Origin of the sequence: Acinetobacter sp. YH16053 (assembly GCF_013417035.1) — a bacterium.
GTDB lineage: Bacteria > Pseudomonadota > Gammaproteobacteria > Pseudomonadales > Moraxellaceae > Acinetobacter > Acinetobacter towneri.
This window is the reverse complement of sequence record NZ_VPEP01000002.1, coordinates 224,318-243,761: the sequence shown is the minus strand read 5'-3', so window position 1 is coordinate 243,761 and position 19,444 is coordinate 224,318. Positions and strand designations below refer to the sequence as shown.

The 19,444-nt window shown below is 41.2% G+C and carries 19 protein-coding genes; 10 read left to right on the top strand and 9 right to left on the bottom strand.

Annotated features, from left to right (window positions below; genetic code table 11):
- The first annotated feature begins 194 nt into the window (after positions 1-194).
- From FTV43_RS02905 to FTV43_RS02895, 3 genes are all read left to right on the top strand, one after another.
- On the top strand, positions 195-1,136 hold the full coding sequence (locus tag FTV43_RS02905; protein WP_179994873.1) for a hypothetical protein: 942 nt from the start codon (positions 195-197) through the stop codon (positions 1,134-1,136).
- Positions 1,137-1,197: 61 nt separating this feature from the next.
- On the top strand, positions 1,198-2,043 hold the full coding sequence (locus tag FTV43_RS02900; protein WP_179994824.1) for a hypothetical protein: 846 nt from the start codon (positions 1,198-1,200) through the stop codon (positions 2,041-2,043).
- The gene (locus FTV43_RS02895; protein ID WP_179994823.1) at positions 2,040-2,417 is read left to right on the top strand and encodes a hypothetical protein; all 378 of its coding nucleotides are present in this window, start codon (positions 2,040-2,042) and stop codon (positions 2,415-2,417) included. Before FTV43_RS02900 ends, FTV43_RS02895 begins: the two co-directional genes overlap by 4 nt.
- Positions 2,418-2,706: 289 nt before the next feature.
- Here the strand turns inward: FTV43_RS02895 and FTV43_RS02890 are convergent, their stop codons facing one another.
- The 4 genes from FTV43_RS02890 to gatC all read right to left on the bottom strand — a co-directional run bounded on the left by FTV43_RS02890 (position 2,707) and on the right by gatC (position 6,499).
- Complete coding sequence (locus FTV43_RS02890; protein ID WP_154320432.1) at positions 2,707-3,072, bottom strand: hypothetical protein; 366 nt, start codon at positions 3,070-3,072, stop codon at positions 2,707-2,709.
- Positions 3,073-3,178: 106 nt separating this feature from the next.
- On the bottom strand, positions 3,179-4,654 hold the full coding sequence (gene gatB, locus FTV43_RS02885) for an Asp-tRNA(Asn)/Glu-tRNA(Gln) amidotransferase subunit GatB (protein WP_179994822.1): 1,476 nt from the start codon (positions 4,652-4,654) through the stop codon (positions 3,179-3,181).
- Positions 4,654-6,132, bottom strand: a complete 1,479-nt coding sequence (gene gatA / locus FTV43_RS02880; protein WP_179994821.1) for an Asp-tRNA(Asn)/Glu-tRNA(Gln) amidotransferase subunit GatA — start codon at positions 6,130-6,132, stop codon at positions 4,654-4,656. Before gatA ends, gatB begins: the two co-directional genes overlap by 1 nt.
- Before the next feature lie 52 nt (positions 6,133-6,184).
- Positions 6,185-6,499: an Asp-tRNA(Asn)/Glu-tRNA(Gln) amidotransferase subunit GatC gene (gene gatC / locus FTV43_RS02875; protein ID WP_004975405.1), complete on the bottom strand. Its 315-nt coding sequence runs from the start codon at positions 6,497-6,499 to the stop codon at positions 6,185-6,187.
- Positions 6,500-6,636: 137 nt separating this feature from the next.
- Between gatC and FTV43_RS02870 the strand changes: the two genes are divergently transcribed.
- The 6 genes from FTV43_RS02870 (at position 6,637) to FTV43_RS02845 (ending at position 11,398) form a co-directional block, all read left to right on the top strand.
- Positions 6,637-7,683, top strand: a complete 1,047-nt coding sequence (locus tag FTV43_RS02870) for a rod shape-determining protein (protein ID WP_004975408.1) — start codon at positions 6,637-6,639, stop codon at positions 7,681-7,683.
- A 16-nt stretch (positions 7,684-7,699) separates the two neighbouring features.
- A complete protein-coding gene (mreC, locus tag FTV43_RS02865; RefSeq protein ID WP_167846190.1) occupies positions 7,700-8,557 on the top strand; it encodes a rod shape-determining protein MreC in 858 nt (285 codons plus the stop codon).
- Positions 8,544-9,050, top strand: a complete 507-nt coding sequence (mreD, locus tag FTV43_RS02860) for a rod shape-determining protein MreD (protein WP_154320436.1) — start codon at positions 8,544-8,546, stop codon at positions 9,048-9,050. The genes mreC and mreD overlap by 14 nt, the downstream gene beginning before the upstream one ends.
- Positions 9,038-9,604: a Maf-like protein gene (locus tag FTV43_RS02855; RefSeq protein ID WP_004975413.1), complete on the top strand. Its 567-nt coding sequence runs from the start codon at positions 9,038-9,040 to the stop codon at positions 9,602-9,604. The genes mreD and FTV43_RS02855 overlap by 13 nt, the downstream gene beginning before the upstream one ends.
- 39 nt (positions 9,605-9,643) lie before the next feature.
- Complete coding sequence (gene rng / locus FTV43_RS02850) at positions 9,644-11,098, top strand: ribonuclease G (RefSeq protein ID WP_104852376.1); 1,455 nt, start codon at positions 9,644-9,646, stop codon at positions 11,096-11,098.
- 129 nt (positions 11,099-11,227) lie between these two features.
- The gene (locus tag FTV43_RS02845) at positions 11,228-11,398 is read left to right on the top strand and encodes a PA1571 family protein (protein ID WP_004975418.1); all 171 of its coding nucleotides are present in this window, start codon (positions 11,228-11,230) and stop codon (positions 11,396-11,398) included.
- Positions 11,399-11,457: 59 nt separating this feature from the next.
- On the opposite strand, the gene FTV43_RS02840 is transcribed toward FTV43_RS02845, so the two are convergent.
- A complete protein-coding gene (locus FTV43_RS02840; RefSeq protein WP_179994820.1) occupies positions 11,458-12,837 on the bottom strand; it encodes a wax ester/triacylglycerol synthase family O-acyltransferase in 1,380 nt (459 codons plus the stop codon).
- Positions 12,838-13,015: 178 nt separating this feature from the next.
- Positions 13,016-13,747, bottom strand: coding sequence for a phosphoadenylyl-sulfate reductase (locus FTV43_RS02835; protein WP_179994819.1), 732 nt, complete (start codon positions 13,745-13,747; stop codon positions 13,016-13,018).
- Positions 13,748-13,940: 193 nt separating this feature from the next.
- On the opposite strand from FTV43_RS02835, the gene thrH reads away from it, so the two are divergent.
- Entirely contained in the window at positions 13,941-14,558 is a 618-nt protein-coding gene (gene thrH / locus FTV43_RS02830; protein WP_096901782.1) for a bifunctional phosphoserine phosphatase/homoserine phosphotransferase ThrH, read from the top strand.
- Between the two features lie 72 nt (positions 14,559-14,630).
- Here thrH and FTV43_RS02825 read toward each other — a convergent pair whose 3' ends face one another.
- From FTV43_RS02825 to FTV43_RS02815, 3 genes are all read right to left on the bottom strand, one after another.
- Positions 14,631-15,782: an OmpP1/FadL family transporter gene (locus tag FTV43_RS02825; RefSeq protein WP_179994818.1), complete on the bottom strand. Its 1,152-nt coding sequence runs from the start codon at positions 15,780-15,782 to the stop codon at positions 14,631-14,633.
- 309 nt (positions 15,783-16,091) lie between these two features.
- The gene (locus FTV43_RS02820; protein WP_179988602.1) at positions 16,092-17,411 is read right to left on the bottom strand and encodes an OmpP1/FadL family transporter; all 1,320 of its coding nucleotides are present in this window, start codon (positions 17,409-17,411) and stop codon (positions 16,092-16,094) included.
- A 355-nt stretch (positions 17,412-17,766) separates the two neighbouring features.
- On the bottom strand, positions 17,767-19,389 hold the full coding sequence (locus FTV43_RS02815; RefSeq protein WP_179994817.1) for an iron ABC transporter permease: 1,623 nt from the start codon (positions 19,387-19,389) through the stop codon (positions 17,767-17,769).
- Between the last annotated feature and the right edge of the window lie 55 nt (positions 19,390-19,444).

Here is a 19,444-nt window from a genome sequence, read left to right as displayed (position 1 = left end):
TAGTGTTCAAAATCATAAAAAACTGTGATGAACTGGATTGTTTTATAAAAATATCAAACTCGATTCAAATAAAGCGATGATTATTTAATTATAAAATCAAGGTGTTAGATTTGTTATTTTCCGCCAATTCATATATTTTCATTCCTATAAAAACAATTGAGAATTGAAACGTGACCTGCAAAAAAATACTTTTAATGGGGGGGGTGGGCAGCCTATTATTTGGTTGTGCAACAGTCGATCAATACAGCCCAAATTCGGTGAAGCATTTTGCATCTGCACAAGAACTGATTGTTCAAAAACAATTAAATCAGCCGAGTGGTGTCGCTAAAGAATATGTCTATTATTGGGGGCCACAGCGCAAAGATCAGCCTGCTGAATCTATGATTCCACGTAAATATATGGGCAGCTATTGTCAGTCACAACATGGACGCTTAACGCTGGCCTATAAAAGCTCAATGAGTTTAGTCAAAAATGCATGGTCTAAAAAACTACTCAATACTTATCGAGATGTAAAACAGGGGATTGGGGCATACCGCTGTGTAGGTAATCAGGGCGAAAGTTGGATTGTATCTATTGAACCTGTGGCAGAGCGCCAGTTGGAACAGCGTGGTGAAGCGCGAGTAGTGAGTTTGGTCACTAAAATAATGTCTGAAGATGAAGCACGACGTTTTTACCGCGCGGTTTCTACACCTGCAAAGGCTGCACCTAAAGCAGCTCAAAGTAATCCAAAAACAACAAATGCAACCAAAGTTGCTGAAATGAAAGAAAAACCTGAAGAGAAAAAAGAGCCTGTAGTTGCGCCAGTAAAAACAGCTCCACCACGCGTGGTTGAGACACCACAACAGCAACAGACACGTTTATATGTGGCGGCACGTCGTGATTTAAACAGTGGGCGTAATCAAATTAATGCCTGTAATAATGCGCAACGTGCTTATAACTATGGCAAGTTACAGGGCGCAGAGGGTACGCGTATTTATACAGAATCTGGCATGTTGGTGGCACGTTGTTTAACCAGTGTGTCGAGTTATCGCAGTCGTTTTCCAAACGCAGAAGTGCAAGCCAAGCGCATTTTGCAGAATTTAGCCAAAAATTATAATCATGCGGGCGCAAAAAATATGTTAAATCAAATGAAATAACCAACCCCTAGCTTTATAAGCTGGGTATTCAAATGAATTGAGTCATTTAAAAGAAAATAAAATGAAAAAAGAAAACACAGAGCAGCGTGTAGATACGGGGACTTATTTTTCACGCATGCTGTTGAATGAGATGGTCGATGAAATTACGGTAGATTTAAGCGCGACACCGTATTTTTTTAATGAACGGGGCAGGCCACATTTCACCGCATTGAATAAAAGAATTCAGAGAACTTTGCTTAAGACCGAAGCTGTGACAGCAGCTGATTTAAGTTGTTTAGCACCCATTCGGGTTCGAGCAAAAAATCAGAAAAAAACCAAATGGGGGGTGATCACAGAACTTGATTTTCCTGAGGTTACACAATCAATTGTTTATCCACCTTTCAAAATCACGCCAGAATTGGCAGCAGCTTTTGGTATGCATTTGATTGGACAGGGCAAAAGTATCAAGATTGAAAATGAGTACGATATCGTTAGTTATTGTGAATACATTTACGGAAAATTTGCAGCTTATGCCAATCCATATTTAGACACAGCATCTTCAGGGCAAGATCGGACTTTATTTCCTACAATTTGCACAGATTTAGAAGGGCATAATTTTCCGCATTTGTTCGTTTCCAGCGACCCTTATTTGGACTTGGTGATTTCTGTTGGTCTATATGACACCAAACAACAAGCTTTAGTTGTGGCAGATTTATGGATTCCTGCTGGCTATGCAGTCTGCATTCCACCACAAAAAATTGATGATACGACTGAAAAAATATATCTACATAATAACCGAAATAGTGCAAATGCCTGCTGGGGCAACAATGTTACACATGAGCAGATTAAGACACATACTTTGCTTGATACACAAGGCCGTATTCATTGGTTTTGGAATCGACTACCGACGGAGCATCCACAGTTATGAAGTTAAAACATTTGCTGCATAGCACAATTAAAATTTCAGGATTTAGTATATTGGCTTTATTCAGTTTTAATATTTCTGCCAAAAGCCTGAAACAAGCCACTGCGCATGATTATGTGACAGAGCGTTATTATTTGGGGCTAGATTCTAATCGTGCTATAGATGAAAAGATGACACGAGCCAGACTCAGGGGCGATGAGCGCGAGCAAATCCGTATTTTGTGTGTGGATGTTCGTAAGTACTATCAAGATGTTATTGCTTTAAACCAAGCCAATCGACATTTTAATCCAAAGAAAATTGATGCAGAAACCAAAGAATATCGTGTATTACTCAAGGGTTTAGACAAGGAGAATGTTTGTAAAGACCTCGGTTTTTAAGAGAAGGTTTGTTGGTAATTTTAATATTCTATTGAGGGTGTGATATTTCCTCTCGCTGTGGGAATGGGAGATAAAATTAAATAAGATTTGGATATAACTTCTCAAATTCTTTATTCACTGCTTCGCCACGTAATAAATAGCCTTTAGGTTGGATATAGCTATAAATTTCCCGAGTAGGTTGTTCATGCCAACCGATGTTGAAAGCACATAGTTTTGGGAAAAATTGCAGATGGTTATAGTTATAATTGATAGAAGCTTATTAATGTAAATAAGCTTCTATTAAATAGAGTTACTTCGATGCTGGAGATGTTAAACAATTCTTCTGTACAGCCATCTTTTGCACAGCTTCGTATTCTCCTTTCAATCTTGAGAACTCTGCTTCCTGAGCTTTATTTCCTCCAATAAAGAAGAGTGCTGGCCAAAAAAGTACTAATCCTGCACCTGTTACCCATTTGTCACGTGTTGCACGAGAATCTACTGAACCGCCAATTTCAGCTACTCTGTTTTGAATGTTGCTAGCCTCTTGTCCTAGCTGATCACAGCTATATTGCTGATACTGTAATGGTGATACGTATGATGCTGTAAGGTTCTTGGATGAAGTAGCACATCCTGTGAATACAACGCAACTCAATATCAGGCTTATTGCTCTTTTCATTTTGTTATCCCCCTCATTTTATCTGTGATAGCACAAGATTTAAATATAAAAAACCCCGCATTAAGCGAGGTTTTTATAACATAAAATCAATTAATTATCGAATAAATTATCCAATCAATTTCTTCATTAATTCATTCACTTGAGCAGGGTTGGCTTTACCCTTAGATGCTTTCATCACTTGACCGACTAAACCGTTGAAGGCTTTGTCTTTACCAGACTTATATTCTTCAACCATTTTTTCGTTGGCAGCAAGCACTTCCTTAATAATTGCTTCAATCGCACCTGTATCAGTTTCCTGTTTCAAGCCTTTTTCCGCAATAATTTCGTCTGCAGTTTTGCCTTCATCCCACATAAAGCCGAACACTTGTTTTGCAATCTTACCGCTAATGGTGTTGTCTACAATACGCGCGATCATACCGCCAAGTTTTTCCGCAGATACAGGAGAATCAGCCAAGTCTAAGCCTGCTTTATTTAAAGCACCTGAGAATTCGCCCATTACCCAGTTTGCAGCAATCTTACCTTGTGCCGCACCACCAGCCGCAGCAACTACAGCTTCGTAAAATTCTGACATTTCACGAGTAAGCGTTAAAACGTGAGCATCGTATTCAGTCACAGCAAAGTCTGCTACAAAACGTGCACGACGTGTCGCAGGCAATTCAGGCATAGTGGCTTTAATTGCTTCAATTTGCGCATCTGGAATAACCACAGGCAACAAATCTGGATCAGGGAAGTAGCGGTAATCGTTCGCTTCTTCCTTCGAACGCATTGAACGCGTTTCCATCTTCACAGGGTCAAACAAACGTGTTTCCTGATCAATGGTGCCATCCCATTCCAAGATTTCCATTTGACGTTCAATTTCAACATTGATCGCTTGTTCAATGAAACGGAATGAGTTCAAGTTTTTAAGCTCACAACGTGTACCGAATGGCTGACCTGGACGACGTAGCGACACGTTACAGTCCGCACGGAATGAACCTTCTGCCATGTTGCCGTCAGAAATACCTAACCAACGAACCAGTGTGTGAATCGCTTTAATGTAAGCAACCGCTTCTTCAACCGAACGCATATCGGGTTCAGATACGATTTCAAGCAAAGGCGTACCTGCACGGTTGAGGTCAATACCTGACATGCCTTCAAATTGATCATGAATCGACTTACCCGCATCTTCTTCAAGGTGTGCACGGGTTACGCCAATCCGTTTGGTTGTGCCATCTTCAAGTTGGATGTCGATATGACCCAAGCCTACAATCGGGTTATCCATCTGGCTGATCTGGTAGCCTTTTGGAGAGTCAGGGTAGAAATAGTTTTTACGTGCAAATACAGATGCTTGGTCGATGTAAGCATCAATGCCCAAACCAAAACGGATTGCCAAATCCACCACTTCTTTATTCAGCACTGGCAAGACGCCTGGCATGGCTAAATCAACAAGGCTGGCTTGCGTATTTGGGTCTTGACCAAATTCGGTTGATGAACCTGAGAAAATTTTAGAATGGGTTGCAAGCTGAGTGTGAATCTCAATACCAATCACGACTTCCCAACCATCAATCAGGTTTGATTTGGGTTTAGCAGTATTCTTCGCCATTATGCGTTCTCCTCAGCAATTGCAGCGCGTTGAGTATGCCAATCGGTCGCTTGTTGATACTGATGTACCACAGATAGCAGTTGTGATTCAGACCAGTAATTGCCAATTAATTGTAAACCCACAGGCAAGTGATCTTGGTCAAAACCAACAGGCGCACTAATTGCAGGTAAGCCCGCTAAGTTCACCGCGATGGTGTAAATATCACCCAAATACATTTCAACAGGGTCTAAAGACGCGCCAATTTTGTAGGCAGTTGTTGGTGCAGTTGGTGCTGCAATTACATCGACCTGTTCAAAGGCTTTTAAGAAGTCTTGCTGAATTAAACGACGTACTTTTTGTGCTTTCACGTAGTAAGCATCGTAATAACCCGCAGAAAGAACATACGTACCAATCAAGATACGACGTTGCACTTCTGCACCAAAACCTTCAGAACGCGAGCGTTTGTAGAGGTCTAAAATATCTTGAGGATTTTCTGCACGGTAGCCATAACGCACACCATCGTAACGAGAAAGGTTAGATGATGCTTCTGCAGGGGCAATCAGATAGTAAGTTGGCACGTAGCTTTCAGTCATGTTGAGATCAATCTCAACCAATACTGCGCCCAATTCTTCTAATTTTTTTAGTGATTCTTCAACACGTGCTTTCACCGCAGCATCTAAACCAGCCACATTGAAGTATTGTTTCGGAATACCAATGCGTAAGCCTTTGAGCGTTGTTGCATTCAGGTTCGCCACATAATCTTCAACCGCTTTATCCATAGAGGTTGAGTCTTTGGCGTCATGACCTGCCATCACATTCATTAAATATGCGCAGTCTTCTGCAGAGCGTGCCATTGGGCCTGCCTGATCTAAAGACGATGCATAAGCAATGATGCCGTAACGTGAAACACGTCCGTAAGTTGGTTTTAGACCTGTTAAACCACAGAAAGACGCAGGCTGACGGATTGAACCACCTGTATCTGTACCTGTAGCAAATGGTGCAAGATCAGCCGCCACGACAGCAGCCGAACCACCTGACGAACCACCCGGTACATGGTCAAGTGCCCATGGGTTTTTGGTCGCGCCATAGAACGAACTTTCAGAGGTTGAACCCATTGCGAATTCGTCCATGTTCACTTTACCCAAAGTGACCAAACCTGCATTTTTACCTTGTGCCACCACAGTTGCGTCATAAGGCGAGATAAAATTGTCCAGCATTTTTGAACCCGCAGAGGTTTTAATGCCTTGGGTACAAAAAATATCTTTATGTGCAACAGGAATACCTGTCAGTGCTGTCGCTTGACCCGCCTGACGTAATGCATCGGCTGCATCCGCCTGTGCCAGTGCTACTTCATTGGTCACGGTGACATAAGAGCGCACTTGCGGATCAATTTTGGCAATACGTTTTAAATAATGTTCTGTTAGTTCGCGAGAGGAGAATTTGGCTGCCGCTAAACCCTCAGAGATTTCACGAATCGATAAGCGATGTAAATCTGTCATGAGAAAAATTCTTTTACCTTTTTATGAAGTCAAAATGTAACAGCCGAATAAATTATTCAATCACACGTGGAACAAGGTACAAGCCATCCTGAACTGCAGGGGCAACAGCTTGATATTGCTCACGATGATTCTGTTCGGTTACGACGTCTTCACGTAATGGTTGAGGGTGGTCAAATGGGCTTTTTAAAGGCTCAACGTCATCGGTATTTATGCCTTTTAAGCTTTCCATCATGCCTAAAATTTTATTTAGACTTTGAGCATACTCAGCAGATTGCGTATCATTGAGTTTAAGACGAGCAAGATGGGCAATTGCTGAAACTGTTTGTGCATTTAAATCTGCAGAATGCTGAGCATCCGAGGTAGACATAACATCACCTAAAATCAGTATTAATAAAAAATTTCAAAATATCGTGCGTTATAATAAGCGATTGACTTGTTCAACGCACCACATTTAGTTAAAGTTGCCAACTTGCGTCCACATAAAGTTTAATCGAGAACGACTCCGTGATTCTAAAACGACTAATTGGCTTGTTTTCGCCAGACCTAGCCATTGATTTAGGTACAGCAAATACACTTATTTATGCGCCAGGACGAGGCATTATATTAAATGAACCGACAGTTGTGGCAATTCGTCACAGCGGTTCACAGAAAATTGTTGCCGCAGTCGGTCTTGATGCCAAACAAATGTTGGGTCGTACCCCTGCAAACATTTCTGCAATTCGCCCAATGAAAGATGGTGTTATCGCTGATTTTGAAGTGACTGAAACCATGCTGAACCAATTTATTGGCAAAGTGCATGAAAAACGTTTATTCCCACCTGCACCGCGTGTAGTGGTGTGTGTACCATGCAAATCTACTTTGGTAGAGCGCCGTGCCATTCGTGAAGCCGTGTTTAATGCGGGCGCACGTGATGTACGTTTAATTGAAGAGCCAATGGCAGCAGCAATTGGCGCAGGTATGCCAGTCGAGCAAGCCTGTGGTTCAATGGTGGTAGATGTTGGCGGTGGCACGACAGAAATCGCGATCATTTCATTACAAGGTTGTGTTTATTCAGATTCATTGCGTATTGGTGGCGATGTGTTTGATGAGCAAATCATTAACTACGTGCGCAAGGCACATGGTTGTGTGATTGGTGAAACCACAGCAGAAACTATTAAGAAAGAAGTTGGCATGGCATTGCCAGATGAAGGTGCTAAACCACTGGAAATTGAAGTACGTGGTCGTAACTTGGCAGAAGGTGTGCCACGTGCCATTACTGTAACTTCTGATGAAATTACCCAAGCTATTTCTGATCCGTTACAAAGCATTGTATCGGCAGTAAAATCTGCACTGGAACAAACTCCACCAGAACTTTCTTCCGATATTGCAGAGCGTGGAATTGTGCTCACCGGTGGCGGTGCGTTATTACGTAACCTAGACAAGCTTTTGGCACAAGAAACTGGCTTGCCTGTGGTAGTCGCAGAAGAACCATTAACTTGCGTTACCCGTGGTGGCGGCAAGGTCTTGGAATTCTTTGATAATCCAAACCACGATATGTTATTTGTTGGCTAATACATAGGATTCGGCGGTGCAAACAAATCTGTTTTCCAGACAACCGCCATCTTTTCGCTCTTTTATAATTGCGGTCATTACTTGCTTGGTCATCCTGTTTTTTAACTGGCGTGTCCCGCATGTAATTCAACCTGCACGTGATGTTTTGTATGCGGCATATAATCCAATTTATGCCCTTGCAAGCTATCCTGTATTGTCGCGAGAATGGCTAAGTCAACAAAGTAAGTCTGAGGCTCAATTGCGTCGTGAAAATACCGCGATGCAGGCAGAGCTATTACAGGCTCAAGTCCGTTTGCAAAAATTGTCTGAACTCTCTGCAGAAAATACCCGCCTGCGTGGTCTACTCGATACGCCTCTAATCATTGATGGACGCATGGAAATTGCTGAAGTAATTGGTACCGATGCCGATCCTTTGCGCCACATTATTGTGATTAACCGTGGTTCACAAAATCAGCTCAAAGTCGGGCAAACCGTTTTGGATGATAAAGGCATTATGGGGCAGATCATTGCGGTGTATCCACACAGTAGCCGTGTCATGTTGCTTTCTGACAAAGAACACTCACTTTCAGTGCGTTTGGAACATACAGGCATGCGAGCCATTGTGTCGGGTACGGGCGATTTAGGGCGTTTGAAAATGGAATATGTACCGACCAGTGCCAATATTCAGGTTGGAGAGAAAGTCTATAGCTCAGGCTTGGGCGAGCATTTCCCTGCAGGATATTTGGTTGGAAGCATTGCCAAAATCAGCCGACATAATTCTGGTGAGTTTGCACAAATTGATGTGATGCCTGCAGCACAATTGGCGGGTGGTCATCATGTGGTGGTGCTGTTCTCAGAATCTTTAGCGAAGGAGCAGCCAAATGCCAATCGCTAAAATTGGACAAACCCGACTCGGACAAAACAAGAATAAAGATCCACTATTTCCGATTATTTTTTCTGTAATTGCTGCATCTGTACTCATGGTGTATCCGCTGTCTTATACAGGCTCGGGTTGGCGACCATTGTTTATGTTGATGGTGACCTTGTTTTGGGTGCTTGGGCAACCAACTTGGTGTGGTATTTGGTTTGCCTTTGGTACAGGCTTGTTTGCAGACTTGCTCCTCGATGCACCTTTGGGCATGAATGCCCTAAGTTTTGTGGTGATTACTTTTGTGGCGCGTTTCCTGACTCGTGAGCGCCGTATTATGACGTTTGCGAATTTATGGGTCATTAGTGTAATCGCAATTTTGGCTCACCTCGCCCTGATTTGGGTGATGCAAGTCATGGGTGGGATTCAGTTCCCATTTGCCCGTCATTGGCAACCTTTGCTGAGTAGTATTTTGCTCTGGCCTGTGCTGTATTATTTCTTGCGAAAATGGCGCATTTAATTCTTGCCTCAAGTTCACCGCGCCGTCGGGAACTCCTGCAACAGCTTGGGCTGGAATTTGAAATTTACAGTCCAGACATCGATGAATCTATTTTAGCGGGCGAAGATGTTGCCGCGTATGTTGAGCGGTTGGCATGTGCCAAAGCCGATGCGGTTTTACGGCTATTTCCTGATGCTATTGTGATTGCTGCCGATACCAGTCTAGGCGTAGATGGGCAGATTTTGGGCAAGCCAGAATCCAAAGCACATGCCTTTGCCATTTGGTCACAACTTTCTGGTCGAAAACATGATGTTTTTTCAGGGGTTTGTGTGCGTACAAAACAGAAAAAATCCAGTATAGTGGTACGTACACAGGTTGAATTTCAATCGCTTAGCCTAGATGATATGGAAAGTTACTGGGCAACAGGTGAGCCGATTGGAAAAGCGGGTGCTTATGCGATTCAGGGCATCGCAGCACGTTATATTCCGCGTATTGAGGGCAGTTATAGCAATGTTGTCGGCCTGCCACTCTATGAAACCGTACAGTTATTACAGACAGTTAAGGCACTAAATTAACTGCTGCACAAAAATTTTTATAATGTTTTGAGTTTTATTATGTCTGACGAGTTGTTGATTAACGTCACACCGATGGAGTGTCGGGTGGCGTTAATTCAAAACGGCACGGTCAATGAACTATTCGTTGAGCGTACAGCCAAGCGTGGTTTGGTGGGCAATATTTATAAAGGCAAAGTGGTGCGCGTGCTGCCAGGCATGCAAGCCGCTTTTGTCGATATTGGTTTATCGCGTACTGCTTTTTTGCATATCAATGACATGATTTGGCCGCGCAGCCAACCTACACCGAATGTCTTTGAATTATTGCAGCCTGGGCAAATTCTAACCGTGCAAGTGATGAAAGATATGCTCGGTACTAAAGGCGCACGACTGAGCACTGATCTTTCCATTCCTTCGCGTTATTTGGTTCTAATGCCGTATGGCAGTCATATTGGCGTATCACAACGCATTGAATCGAGTGAAGAACGTGAGCGTCTACGCGGGATCATTGAAACCATTCAGGCTGAGCATAAATTACCAGGCTCAGTGATTGTACGCACAGCAGCCGAAGGCGTCGATGAAGCGGCCTTAGTGCAAGATATGTGTTACTTGGCAAAATTGTGGGAATACATTCAGCGTAAACAAAAAAGCATTGCTGTGCCTTCTTTGATTTTTGAAGAGTTGCCGTTACCGCAACGCGTAATTCGTGATTTGGCGAATGATAACACCGCCAAAATTTATGTCGATTCTCGTGAAATTCACGCCAAATTAAAAGAATTTGTGGATGAGTTTGTGCCCAATATGCACAATCGCCTGATTCATTACCCAGGCGAGCGCCCACTGTTCGATTTATACAATGTCGAAGAAGATATTCAAAAAGCGTTGCAAACCCGTGTGGCATTAAAGTCAGGCGGTTATCTGATGATTGATCAGACCGAAGCCATGACCACCATTGATGTGAATACGGGTTCTTATGTCGGTGGTCGGACTTTAGAAGACACTGTTTTTAAAACCAATATGGAAGCCACACAGGTCATTGCCCGCCAGTTACGTTTGCGTAATTTGGGTGGCATCATCATTATCGACTTTATTGATATGCAAGAAGTACAGCATCGTGATGAAGTCTTGAGTCAGTTTGAGCGTATGCTTGAACGAGATCATGCCAAGACCAAAATTACCCAAGTGTCTGAACTGGGCTTGGTCGAGATGACCCGTAAACGCACCCGTGAATCATTAGAACATTTACTTTGTGAAGCCTGTCCAACTTGTCAGGGACGGGGATATGTCAAAACAGCAGAGTCAGTATGTTACGAAATTTTTCGAGAAATTTTAAGATACGCACGCGCATTTGAATCACAACGTGGCTTTACTGTCGTTGCGCACCCATCGGTGATTGACCGATTGTTAACTGCCGAAGCGCCAGCAGTGGCGGATTTAGAGCACTTTGTCAGCCGTGTGATTAAATTTCAGGTGGAAAATTTATATACGCAAGAGCAATACGATATCATTTTGAGCTGAAATTGTAACAGGATATCGCTAAACAGTTGTTACATCTGAAATTTTACTTTTTTGAGTGAATTCTCAATACTAAGCATACAGAGTAGCCAAAGCCGAACATCTCCCTCGGTTTAGCAAATGAGGTATGTCATGGGTATGAGTAAAGTTGTGATTCAAAAGAGTTTAAAAGTATTAGATCGTAAAGTGACACATAACGGTTATATTGTGGATGAGCAAGGTAAAGAAACTCAAATTACCACCGCAATGGTTAGCGCGGTTTGTCAGCAATTATTAAAACAGTGTCGTACTATTCAAAAATAAGGGGCAGCAATTGCCCCTTAATTGATTCTATTGAATTATTTTTCTGATGGATTGACGTATCAATCCACGATTTTATTGACCCCTTCAGGCGCATCAATAATCTGTTCAAAACGCTGAATTTCATCTTCCAAGTGTTGCAATAAGTTTTGCATTTTCGGTAAGGCATGACGACAAGCAGTTAAACCAACTTCTAATTTGTCTAAATAGCTGGTCATGGTAATGTTTAAAGCTTGTCCATCTAACACGATTGAAGCAGGGTATAGTGCATCTAGCTTTGCACCATTCCAATACAAAGGTTCACGTGGGCCAGGTACATTGGAAATAACCAAATTAAAGGCCTGACGTTTTGGCATAATGCCTGACAAAATATTTAAACCAGCAGCGCCGTAAACAAAAGCACTATAGTTCATAATTTGATTGGCATTCATGCGCTTAAAACGCTGCTTGGCATTTTGTACACTGCGGCGCACAATTTTTAAACGCTCAAGCGGATCTTCTTTGTGCGTACCCAAGTTGGCTAAAATCATGGTGATTCGATTAGATACTTCAGAATCGTCATCACGAATAGAGGCAGGCACCATCGCAATTAAAGGTTTTTTCGGTAAAGCATATTGGCTGAGTAAGTACTCACGCAATGCGCCTGAGCAAATTGCCAGTACCACATCATTAATGGTTACGCCCAAAGCTTTAGCAATGCGATGCAAACGTGCAAACTCAAAAGATTGCGCGGCAAAACGACGTGAGGCGCTGACACGTTGGTTTAAGATGGTACTTGGTGCTTGGAAGCTAGAAACATAATCGGGGTTACGTCCCATATCTTTGGCAACAGTTTGTGATACTTCATAAACTGCGCGAGGGGTTGCTTCAAACTGACCTTTAACTCCACCAAAAATTTTCTTTAAACGGCTGACTTTCGGTTCTTTCAGGCGTTTAGCACGCGGACCTTCCACACACCAAGGCGGTACAATTCTTTTTGCATTTTCGTCGTGCGAAAGGGATTTTTCCACCAAACGCATGCCAGCAATACCATCTACCATGGCATGATGAATTTTAAAGAACATCGCAAAACGATTATCTTCAATACCTTCAATAATATGGCAAGTCCATAAAGGTTTGGCGCGATCAATCAGTGAACTGTGTTCTTGTGAAATATACGTTAATAATTCACGAATGCGACCTGGTTTTGGCAAGGCAATATGACGGAAGTGATGATCGAGATCGAACTCTTCATCTTCATCCCAAAATAGACCATTGAGCTTATTGTTAAATGGTGCAATAGGCATCGACTTTGAATTGCGAATATCGGCAACCAAGTCTTGAATAAAAGTGTCTGGCGCATGTTCTGGAATTTGGAATAAGAATAATCCACCCACATGCATGGGCTGTTGACGTTTTTCGAGTGATAGGAAAATAAAATCAATAGGGTGTAATGGACGCATATTGTGGATTGCCTCACTGCAATTTCTACGCTTGTTCTTATCTGAACAAGGTTTTTAGAGTTATATAAGATTTAATTCAGTATATCTTTTTTATCAAACAAATATAGTGATTTTTGCGCCATCGCAAGTCAATAAAAATCACAGTAAAACTGTGATTTTTATTGTAGTAACAGATTTGTTATTTTAAATTTCCAGCATGTAGACCGCATTCTTTGTGCGTTGCTTCTTCCCACCACCAACGACCTTCGCGTTCATGTTGATTTGGCAACACAGGGCGGGTGCAAGGTTCACAGCCAATTGAAATAAAACCTTCTTCATGCAAACGATTGTATGGAATTTCCATCATGCGAATGTAATTCCATACGTCACTGCTTGACCAGTTTGCCAGTGGATTGTATTTGATTAATTGTTTATCTGGACCAGCAAAACCTGCATCGGCTTGTACCACTGGAATATCTTGACGTGTACCTGGGCTTTGATCTTTACGTTGCCCTGTAATCCAGCCATCTAGTGTTGCCAGTTTTTTTCGTAAAGGTTGAACTTTACGAATTCCGCAACATTCCTGATGTCCATCTTCAAAAAAGCTAAACAAGCCTTTTTCTTGTACCAATTGTTGGACTGCTTCGGTTTCAGGAAAGCAAATTTCGATCTCAATATTATAATATTTGCGTACAGTTTCTAAAAATTGATAGGTTTCAGGATGCAAACGTCCTGTATCTAAACTAAATACACGAAATGGCAAACCTAAATTAGACGCCATATCAATCAGTACCACATCTTCTGCGCCAGAAAAAGAAATTGCAACTTCACCCTGCTGGTTCAAAGCAAGTTTTAAAATCTCGCTAGGCGATTTGTCTGTATATTCGGTTGCGAGTGCATCAACGATATCTATAGTTGGAATGGTGGTCATTATATGTTCCTAGCATTCGGCTTGGAGAAGCTAATCTTACTGAATTAAGCGCTTATTTTAATAGAATTGTCAAAACTCTATTATCACTAAAAAATAAATGCTTATGAACTAAATAGATTTAAAAAAGAACAAGGCAAAAACCGAATCTTCGGCTATGATAGTGAAAATTTTTATTGGTATTTTGGGAGAACCCATGGAAATCGTATGTCTTGATCTTGAAGGTGTGTTAGTTCCAGAAATTTGGATCAACTTTGCTAAAAAAACTGGAATTAAAGAACTAGAAGCAACTACACGTGATATTCCAGACTACGATGTGTTGATGACTCAGCGTTTAAATATTTTAAAACAGCATGGCTTGGGTTTGAATGATATTCAAGCGGTGATTGCGGATATGGGGCCATTCCCTGGCGCGAAAGAGTTTGTAGAGTGGGTGAGCACACACTTCCAATTGATTATTCTTTCAGACACGTTCTATGAGTTTGCACATCCGTTGATGAAGCAATTGGGCTGGCCAACAATTTTCTGTCACAAATTAGAAACAGATGAAAATGGCATGATTACCGCCTATAAATTGCGTCAACCCGACCAAAAGCGCCAGGCGGTTAAAGCCTTACACGGTTTAAATTTCCGCGTAATTGCTGCAGGCGATTCATATAATGATACAACGATGCTAGGTGAAGCGGACAAAGGTTTCTTATTTGATGCACCTGATAATGTGATCGCAGAATTCCCACAATTCCCTGCAATTCATGGTTATGCAGCATTAAAAGAAGCAATTCGTGGTGCTTCGGTACGAGATATTCCTGCTTAATCTGAAGCTGAATACAATAAAGGGCATCATTTGATGCCCTTTGTTTTTATGCAATATTAACAGTGCATTGATTTAGAAGCGGTAGCCGAATTTTAGACCATAACCCAAAGCATAGTTGTCTTCAAATTCACCAACGTCTGTTGTACCCGTACGTGCAGTGGCATCACCCAACCAGAAGTATTTTACGCCAGCTTGAATAAAATAATTTTCCGCAGGGCTATATTGACCACCTAAACCTACGCTCCAGAAGCCTTCAACAGGGCCTAAAGTAGTTACAGGGTTACCTGCACCAGAATCCCAACCTACAGATGCAGAACCAGACCATTTGCTAGTAAATTTATGACCTACACCAACGGTTGCAGAAATTTGATCATCTGAATAGTCAATTAAATTTTGAGCTTTACCTTTAGCGAGTTTACTAGCACTTGCTAAAGCTGCTGGGCTTACGGCAAACTGATCCCAATGTACCCAACGTAGATTAGCAAAAGCTAAAGTATCTTTTGCAATACCTGTTTGGAAATCAAGGTTCACAGATTGTGGTGTAACCACTTCTGTTTGGCTTGTCATAGAACGTAGATCAATACCGTATGATGGAATATAAACATTTGAAGTTTCTGTAGTATCTAATTCATGTTTAATTTCAGAGCGATACGTGATCGCTGCTTTTAGAGCAATTTCAGGGATTTGGTAAGCTGCACCAGCTAACCAACCAAATGCATCGTCTTCTTTCAGGTCAATGTTGTAGCCAGAAAGTAATGAGTAGGCTGTACCGCGTAAAGATACATTACCTTTAACTGTTTGATAAACAGGACCTGCGTAGAAATTCCAGTTTTCTGTAGGTTGGTAACCAATTAAAGCTGAAAGATTGTGTGTTTCTACTTCTACTTGGGTTGCTTCACCATTCGCGCCAAAAACTAGATTATTTGAAGGGTAGAGAGATTCGGCGCCAAATGGTTGGTCATATATAAGACCTATAGAAATGTGTTCAGTTGCTTGTACTTTAATCGCAGCAGAAGGGAAATAATAATCTTCTGCCATATCGTTAACTTTCAATTGATTAGATTGAACTTTGGGATCTAAAATTGAAATACCTGCTTCTGCATAATTACCCGGTTGTAAAAATGCAGCAATAGATTGACCAGAACGGTCTAAACCAGCAGCAAGCGCAGGTGTAAGTGGGAGAGTGCTAAGTAAAATAGCCGAATAGATTTTATTGAGCTTCATGGTCGTTCCCTGATGCTTTATGTAACAAAAAGTGCAGGAAAAGTAACATATTTAAAAAAAGAGTAAATGCTCAACTTCGCAGAATAAATGAACTGAATAAGTTATAAATCGCAGTTGATTAGAGTAAAAGTACTATTTTAAAGTCTTAAGTAAATGAATTCTATTAAATAATTTTTTAGGGTAATGTTTGGGTAAATATGAGTTTAAGTGTTTTAAATTTGAACATTTAGTTAACACTCGTATAAAAAATGGGAGTTTTAGTTGAAAAAAAAGCCACCCTGAAGGGTGGCTCCTTTGAAAAGCAATAGATTAGAAGCGGTAACCGATTTTTAAGCCGTATGCCCAAGCATCGTTGTCTTCAAAATTTGCAACATATTCATTCGTTCCAAATTGTGCACCTGATTGAGCTTTAGCATCACCAAGCATGAAGTACTTTACACCACCCGCAATAAAGTAGTTAGCTGCAGGTGAGTATTGAACACCTAAGCCTACGTTCCAATAACCTTCAGTTGGTCCAAGAGTTGTTACAGGATCACCTGCACCAGAATCCCAACCCACAGAGACATTACCTGCCCACTGCTCATTCAGTTTTCGACCAACACCAACGGTTGCAGATATCTGATCATCCGTATACCCAACAATATCAAAACCAGTTGGTTTATTAATAGCAGGGTTTTGACCAGCTACAACTGATGCTTTACCAAATTTATCTGGGCGGATAGAGAAGTCTTTCCAATTTACCCAGCGTAAATTAGCAAAAGCAACAGTATTTGCCATAACACCAGTTTGGAAATCTAAGTTAACAGATTGTGGTGTTGTGATTTCTGTTTTTGCATCTGGTGCGGCATTTAAACCTGCAAATAAACCAGTTTTAAAAGATTCTTTAGTATTTGATTCATGTTCAACTTCAGAACGATAGGTTACTGAAGTTTTTAGCGCAATTTCAGGAATTTGATATGCAAAGCCAGCTAGCCAACCAATTGCTGAATCTTCTTTCATATTAGCATTATACGAACCAAATGTAGCTGAACCACCATAAGCTAAACCACGAAGTTGTACGTCACCTTTTACAGTTTGATACACTGGACCACCATAGATATTCCAGTTTTCAGTTGGTTGGAAACCGAAAACCATTGCGAGGTTTTGAGTATCAACTTCAACTTTAGAACCTTCTGTTCCATCGTGAAAAGCTCCTTGACCACCAAAGGCACCCAAAGCGGGACTGATTGAACCTAGTACCGCAGCTGGTGGAGTTGTTTTGGTATTAGCGGAAAATTCAGCTTTAGCACCGAATGGTTGATCGTAAATTAAACCGAAAGAAAAATTATCGGTTAATTGAAGTTTTAGAGCTGCATGAGGAAAATAGTAGTCACCAGCCATTTCACCAACATTTGTATTTTCTAAGCCAAATACTGGAGCTAGAGCAGCAGGTGCACCTGCTGGTACATAGCCACTTTTTACATTACCAGAAACACTCGGATCTAATACAGAAATACCTGCTTCAAAATAGTTACCCGGTTGTAAGAACGCAGCCATAGATTGACCAGAACGATCTAGAGCTGCAGCAAAAGCACCTGTCATTGGTACAGTTGCTAAAATCATTGCTGTGCTAAGTGCTTTTAATTTCATTATACATTTCCCTTGGGCTATAAAGTCTTTTATGACAGTTTTTGTTGATGCTTTAAGCTTTCATTTAGGATGATTTCGACTTGTGCAAACCGAGACCATTTGTTACTCCATGTGACAAAAATATCACAATTAAAATAAGAGTAAATGCTCTAGAAAAAACTAATCAGTATAAAAAACACGCTGAATAGAGTATTTGTTCTAATTGGTGTGGGTTTTTAGTTTGTTAGTGATTGAAATTAAATAATAAAATTTAAAAATCAATCTATTGTTTAAATGTTTTTAATTGGTTAAAAAAAATACTTTTTATCAAAATTCATTTTGTTGCAAGGCATATCTTGCAACAAAATGGGGTGCATTAACGTGTGGTTTTTCCAAGCTTTGCCAAAAGAATGACAGGAATCAGCCCAACCAATACAATTAGTAAAGCTGCTACTGCGCCATCTTCATAAGTGCCCCTAGACGCTTCTGCATATAGCTGAGTAGCGAGTGTTTCCATATTTAAGGGACGGAGCAACAAAGTGGCAGGTAGCTCTTTCATGCAATCTACAAAAATTAATAAAGCTGCAGAAATAATAGCAGGGCGTAATAATGGCAGGTGTACACGCCACAACAGTGCAAAGTTGTTTTGCCCTAAATTGCGTGCAGCATCATCAAAAACACCATGAATACGGTTATAGCCTGACTCAATGCCACCTACTGAAATAGCTAAAAAACGCACAGCATAAGCATAAATAAGGGTAAAACTAGTACCGAGAAATAATAAACCAGTGTGTATCCCCAATTTAAATTCTAAAAAATCTGCAATGGCATGATCAATTTTGCCCAAAGCCAACATGAGACCAATGGCTAAAACGGTTCCTGGAATGGCATAGCCTAAGCTAGAAATGCGGCTAAACCAAGTGTGTTTACTAAAACGTGCTGCACTGACAATGAAGAATCCAATCAAAATAGTGAAGATGGTGGCAATACTAGCAAGTGTCAGTGTGTTGATGGATGCTTGGATCAGATAATCTGAGAACCCTGCATATTGAATACGTTTATAAGATTCTACAAGTAAATGACTGGTGGGAATTAAAAAGCCAATACAGACAGGAATTAAACCTAAACCCAATAATACGAGTGCTTTAACACCTTTGACTGATTGTGCAGGCATTAAACGGCTGCGTTGAGCCGAGTTCATATAGCGCTGTTTACGCCGACCTAAACGCTCTACTAACACCAATAAGGTAATAATCATCAACATGAAAATGGCAATTTGTGCGGCACTGGCTAAATCGGACTGATTGGTCCAGGTTGAATAAATCGACAAAGTTAAGGTTTTAATGCCTAAAAATTCTGTTGCACCAATATCATTAATGGTTTCCATTAAAACCAGACTAGTACCCACAGCAATTGCAGGACGTGCCAGTGGAATTGCAACACGTAAAAACACTTGATCGGGTTTTAATCCTAATGAACGAGCAACCTCAATTAAACTGGCCGATTGCATCAGAAACATTGCACGGGTGCTTAAATACACATACGGATACAGCACAAAGCTAAGCAAGAAGATGCCGCCCCAAACAGTACGAATATTAGGAAACCAAAACTGTTGTAATTCTAAATTAAACCCATCCCGCAGGATACTTTGTACAGGGCCGATAGGATGCAAAATGTCGATATAACTATACGCAATAATATAAGTCGGTACGGCTAAAGGTAGCAGTAAGGCCCAATCTAAAAATGCACGACCTCGGAATTGATATGCTGTTACAATCCATGCGCTGCCTGTACCAATCAGGATGGTGAGAATACCCACACCCAACAATAAAATCCCTGTTTCTGCCAACGTGTGTGGAATCACATAACGCAGCAGATGTCCCCAAATTTCACTATCGCCTTGTAATGCTGTCCAAATTAAAGCGAGCACAGGTAAACAGGCGAGTAGTGTCAATAACCCACTGAGCGAAAATAAAAAATTAAATTTATTTTTAAGCATTGCAATAGAGGTACTAAATAAGGGGGAGGGAACAGCTGAGCATCTTACAGTGCAA

Bases quoted from the DNA above. Each gene is read 5' to 3' on its own strand.
- gatC (WP_004975405.1), bottom strand. From the start codon at position 6,499: ATGTCTACCTCGGATGCTCAGCATTCTGCAGATTTAAATGCACAAACA.
- FTV43_RS02900 (WP_179994824.1), top strand. From the start codon at position 1,198: ATGAAAAAAGAAAACACAGAGCAGCGTGTAGATACGGGGACTTATTTT.
- FTV43_RS02890 (WP_154320432.1), bottom strand. From the start codon at position 3,072: ATGAAAAGAGCAATAAGCCTGATATTGAGTTGCGTTGTATTCACAGGA.
- FTV43_RS02825 (WP_179994818.1), bottom strand. From the start codon at position 15,782: ATGAAGCTCAATAAAATCTATTCGGCTATTTTACTTAGCACTCTCCCA.
- rng (WP_104852376.1), top strand. From the start codon at position 9,644: ATGTCTGACGAGTTGTTGATTAACGTCACACCGATGGAGTGTCGGGTG.
- FTV43_RS02845 (WP_004975418.1), top strand. From the start codon at position 11,228: ATGGGTATGAGTAAAGTTGTGATTCAAAAGAGTTTAAAAGTATTAGAT.
- FTV43_RS02855 (WP_004975413.1), top strand. From the start codon at position 9,038: ATGGCGCATTTAATTCTTGCCTCAAGTTCACCGCGCCGTCGGGAACTC.
- gatA (WP_179994821.1), bottom strand. From the start codon at position 6,132: ATGACAGATTTACATCGCTTATCGATTCGTGAAATCTCTGAGGGTTTA.
- FTV43_RS02815 (WP_179994817.1), bottom strand. From the start codon at position 19,389: ATGCTTAAAAATAAATTTAATTTTTTATTTTCGCTCAGTGGGTTATTG.
- gatB (WP_179994822.1), bottom strand. From the start codon at position 4,654: ATGGCGAAGAATACTGCTAAACCCAAATCAAACCTGATTGATGGTTGG.
- FTV43_RS02840 (WP_179994820.1), bottom strand. From the start codon at position 12,837: ATGCGTCCATTACACCCTATTGATTTTATTTTCCTATCACTCGAAAAA.
- thrH (WP_096901782.1), top strand. From the start codon at position 13,941: ATGGAAATCGTATGTCTTGATCTTGAAGGTGTGTTAGTTCCAGAAATT.
- FTV43_RS02905 (WP_179994873.1), top strand. From the start codon at position 195: ATGGGGGGGGTGGGCAGCCTATTATTTGGTTGTGCAACAGTCGATCAA.
- FTV43_RS02895 (WP_179994823.1), top strand. From the start codon at position 2,040: ATGAAGTTAAAACATTTGCTGCATAGCACAATTAAAATTTCAGGATTT.
- mreD (WP_154320436.1), top strand. From the start codon at position 8,544: ATGCCAATCGCTAAAATTGGACAAACCCGACTCGGACAAAACAAGAAT.
- FTV43_RS02835 (WP_179994819.1), bottom strand. From the start codon at position 13,747: ATGACCACCATTCCAACTATAGATATCGTTGATGCACTCGCAACCGAA.
- FTV43_RS02820 (WP_179988602.1), bottom strand. From the start codon at position 17,411: ATGAAATTAAAAGCACTTAGCACAGCAATGATTTTAGCAACTGTACCA.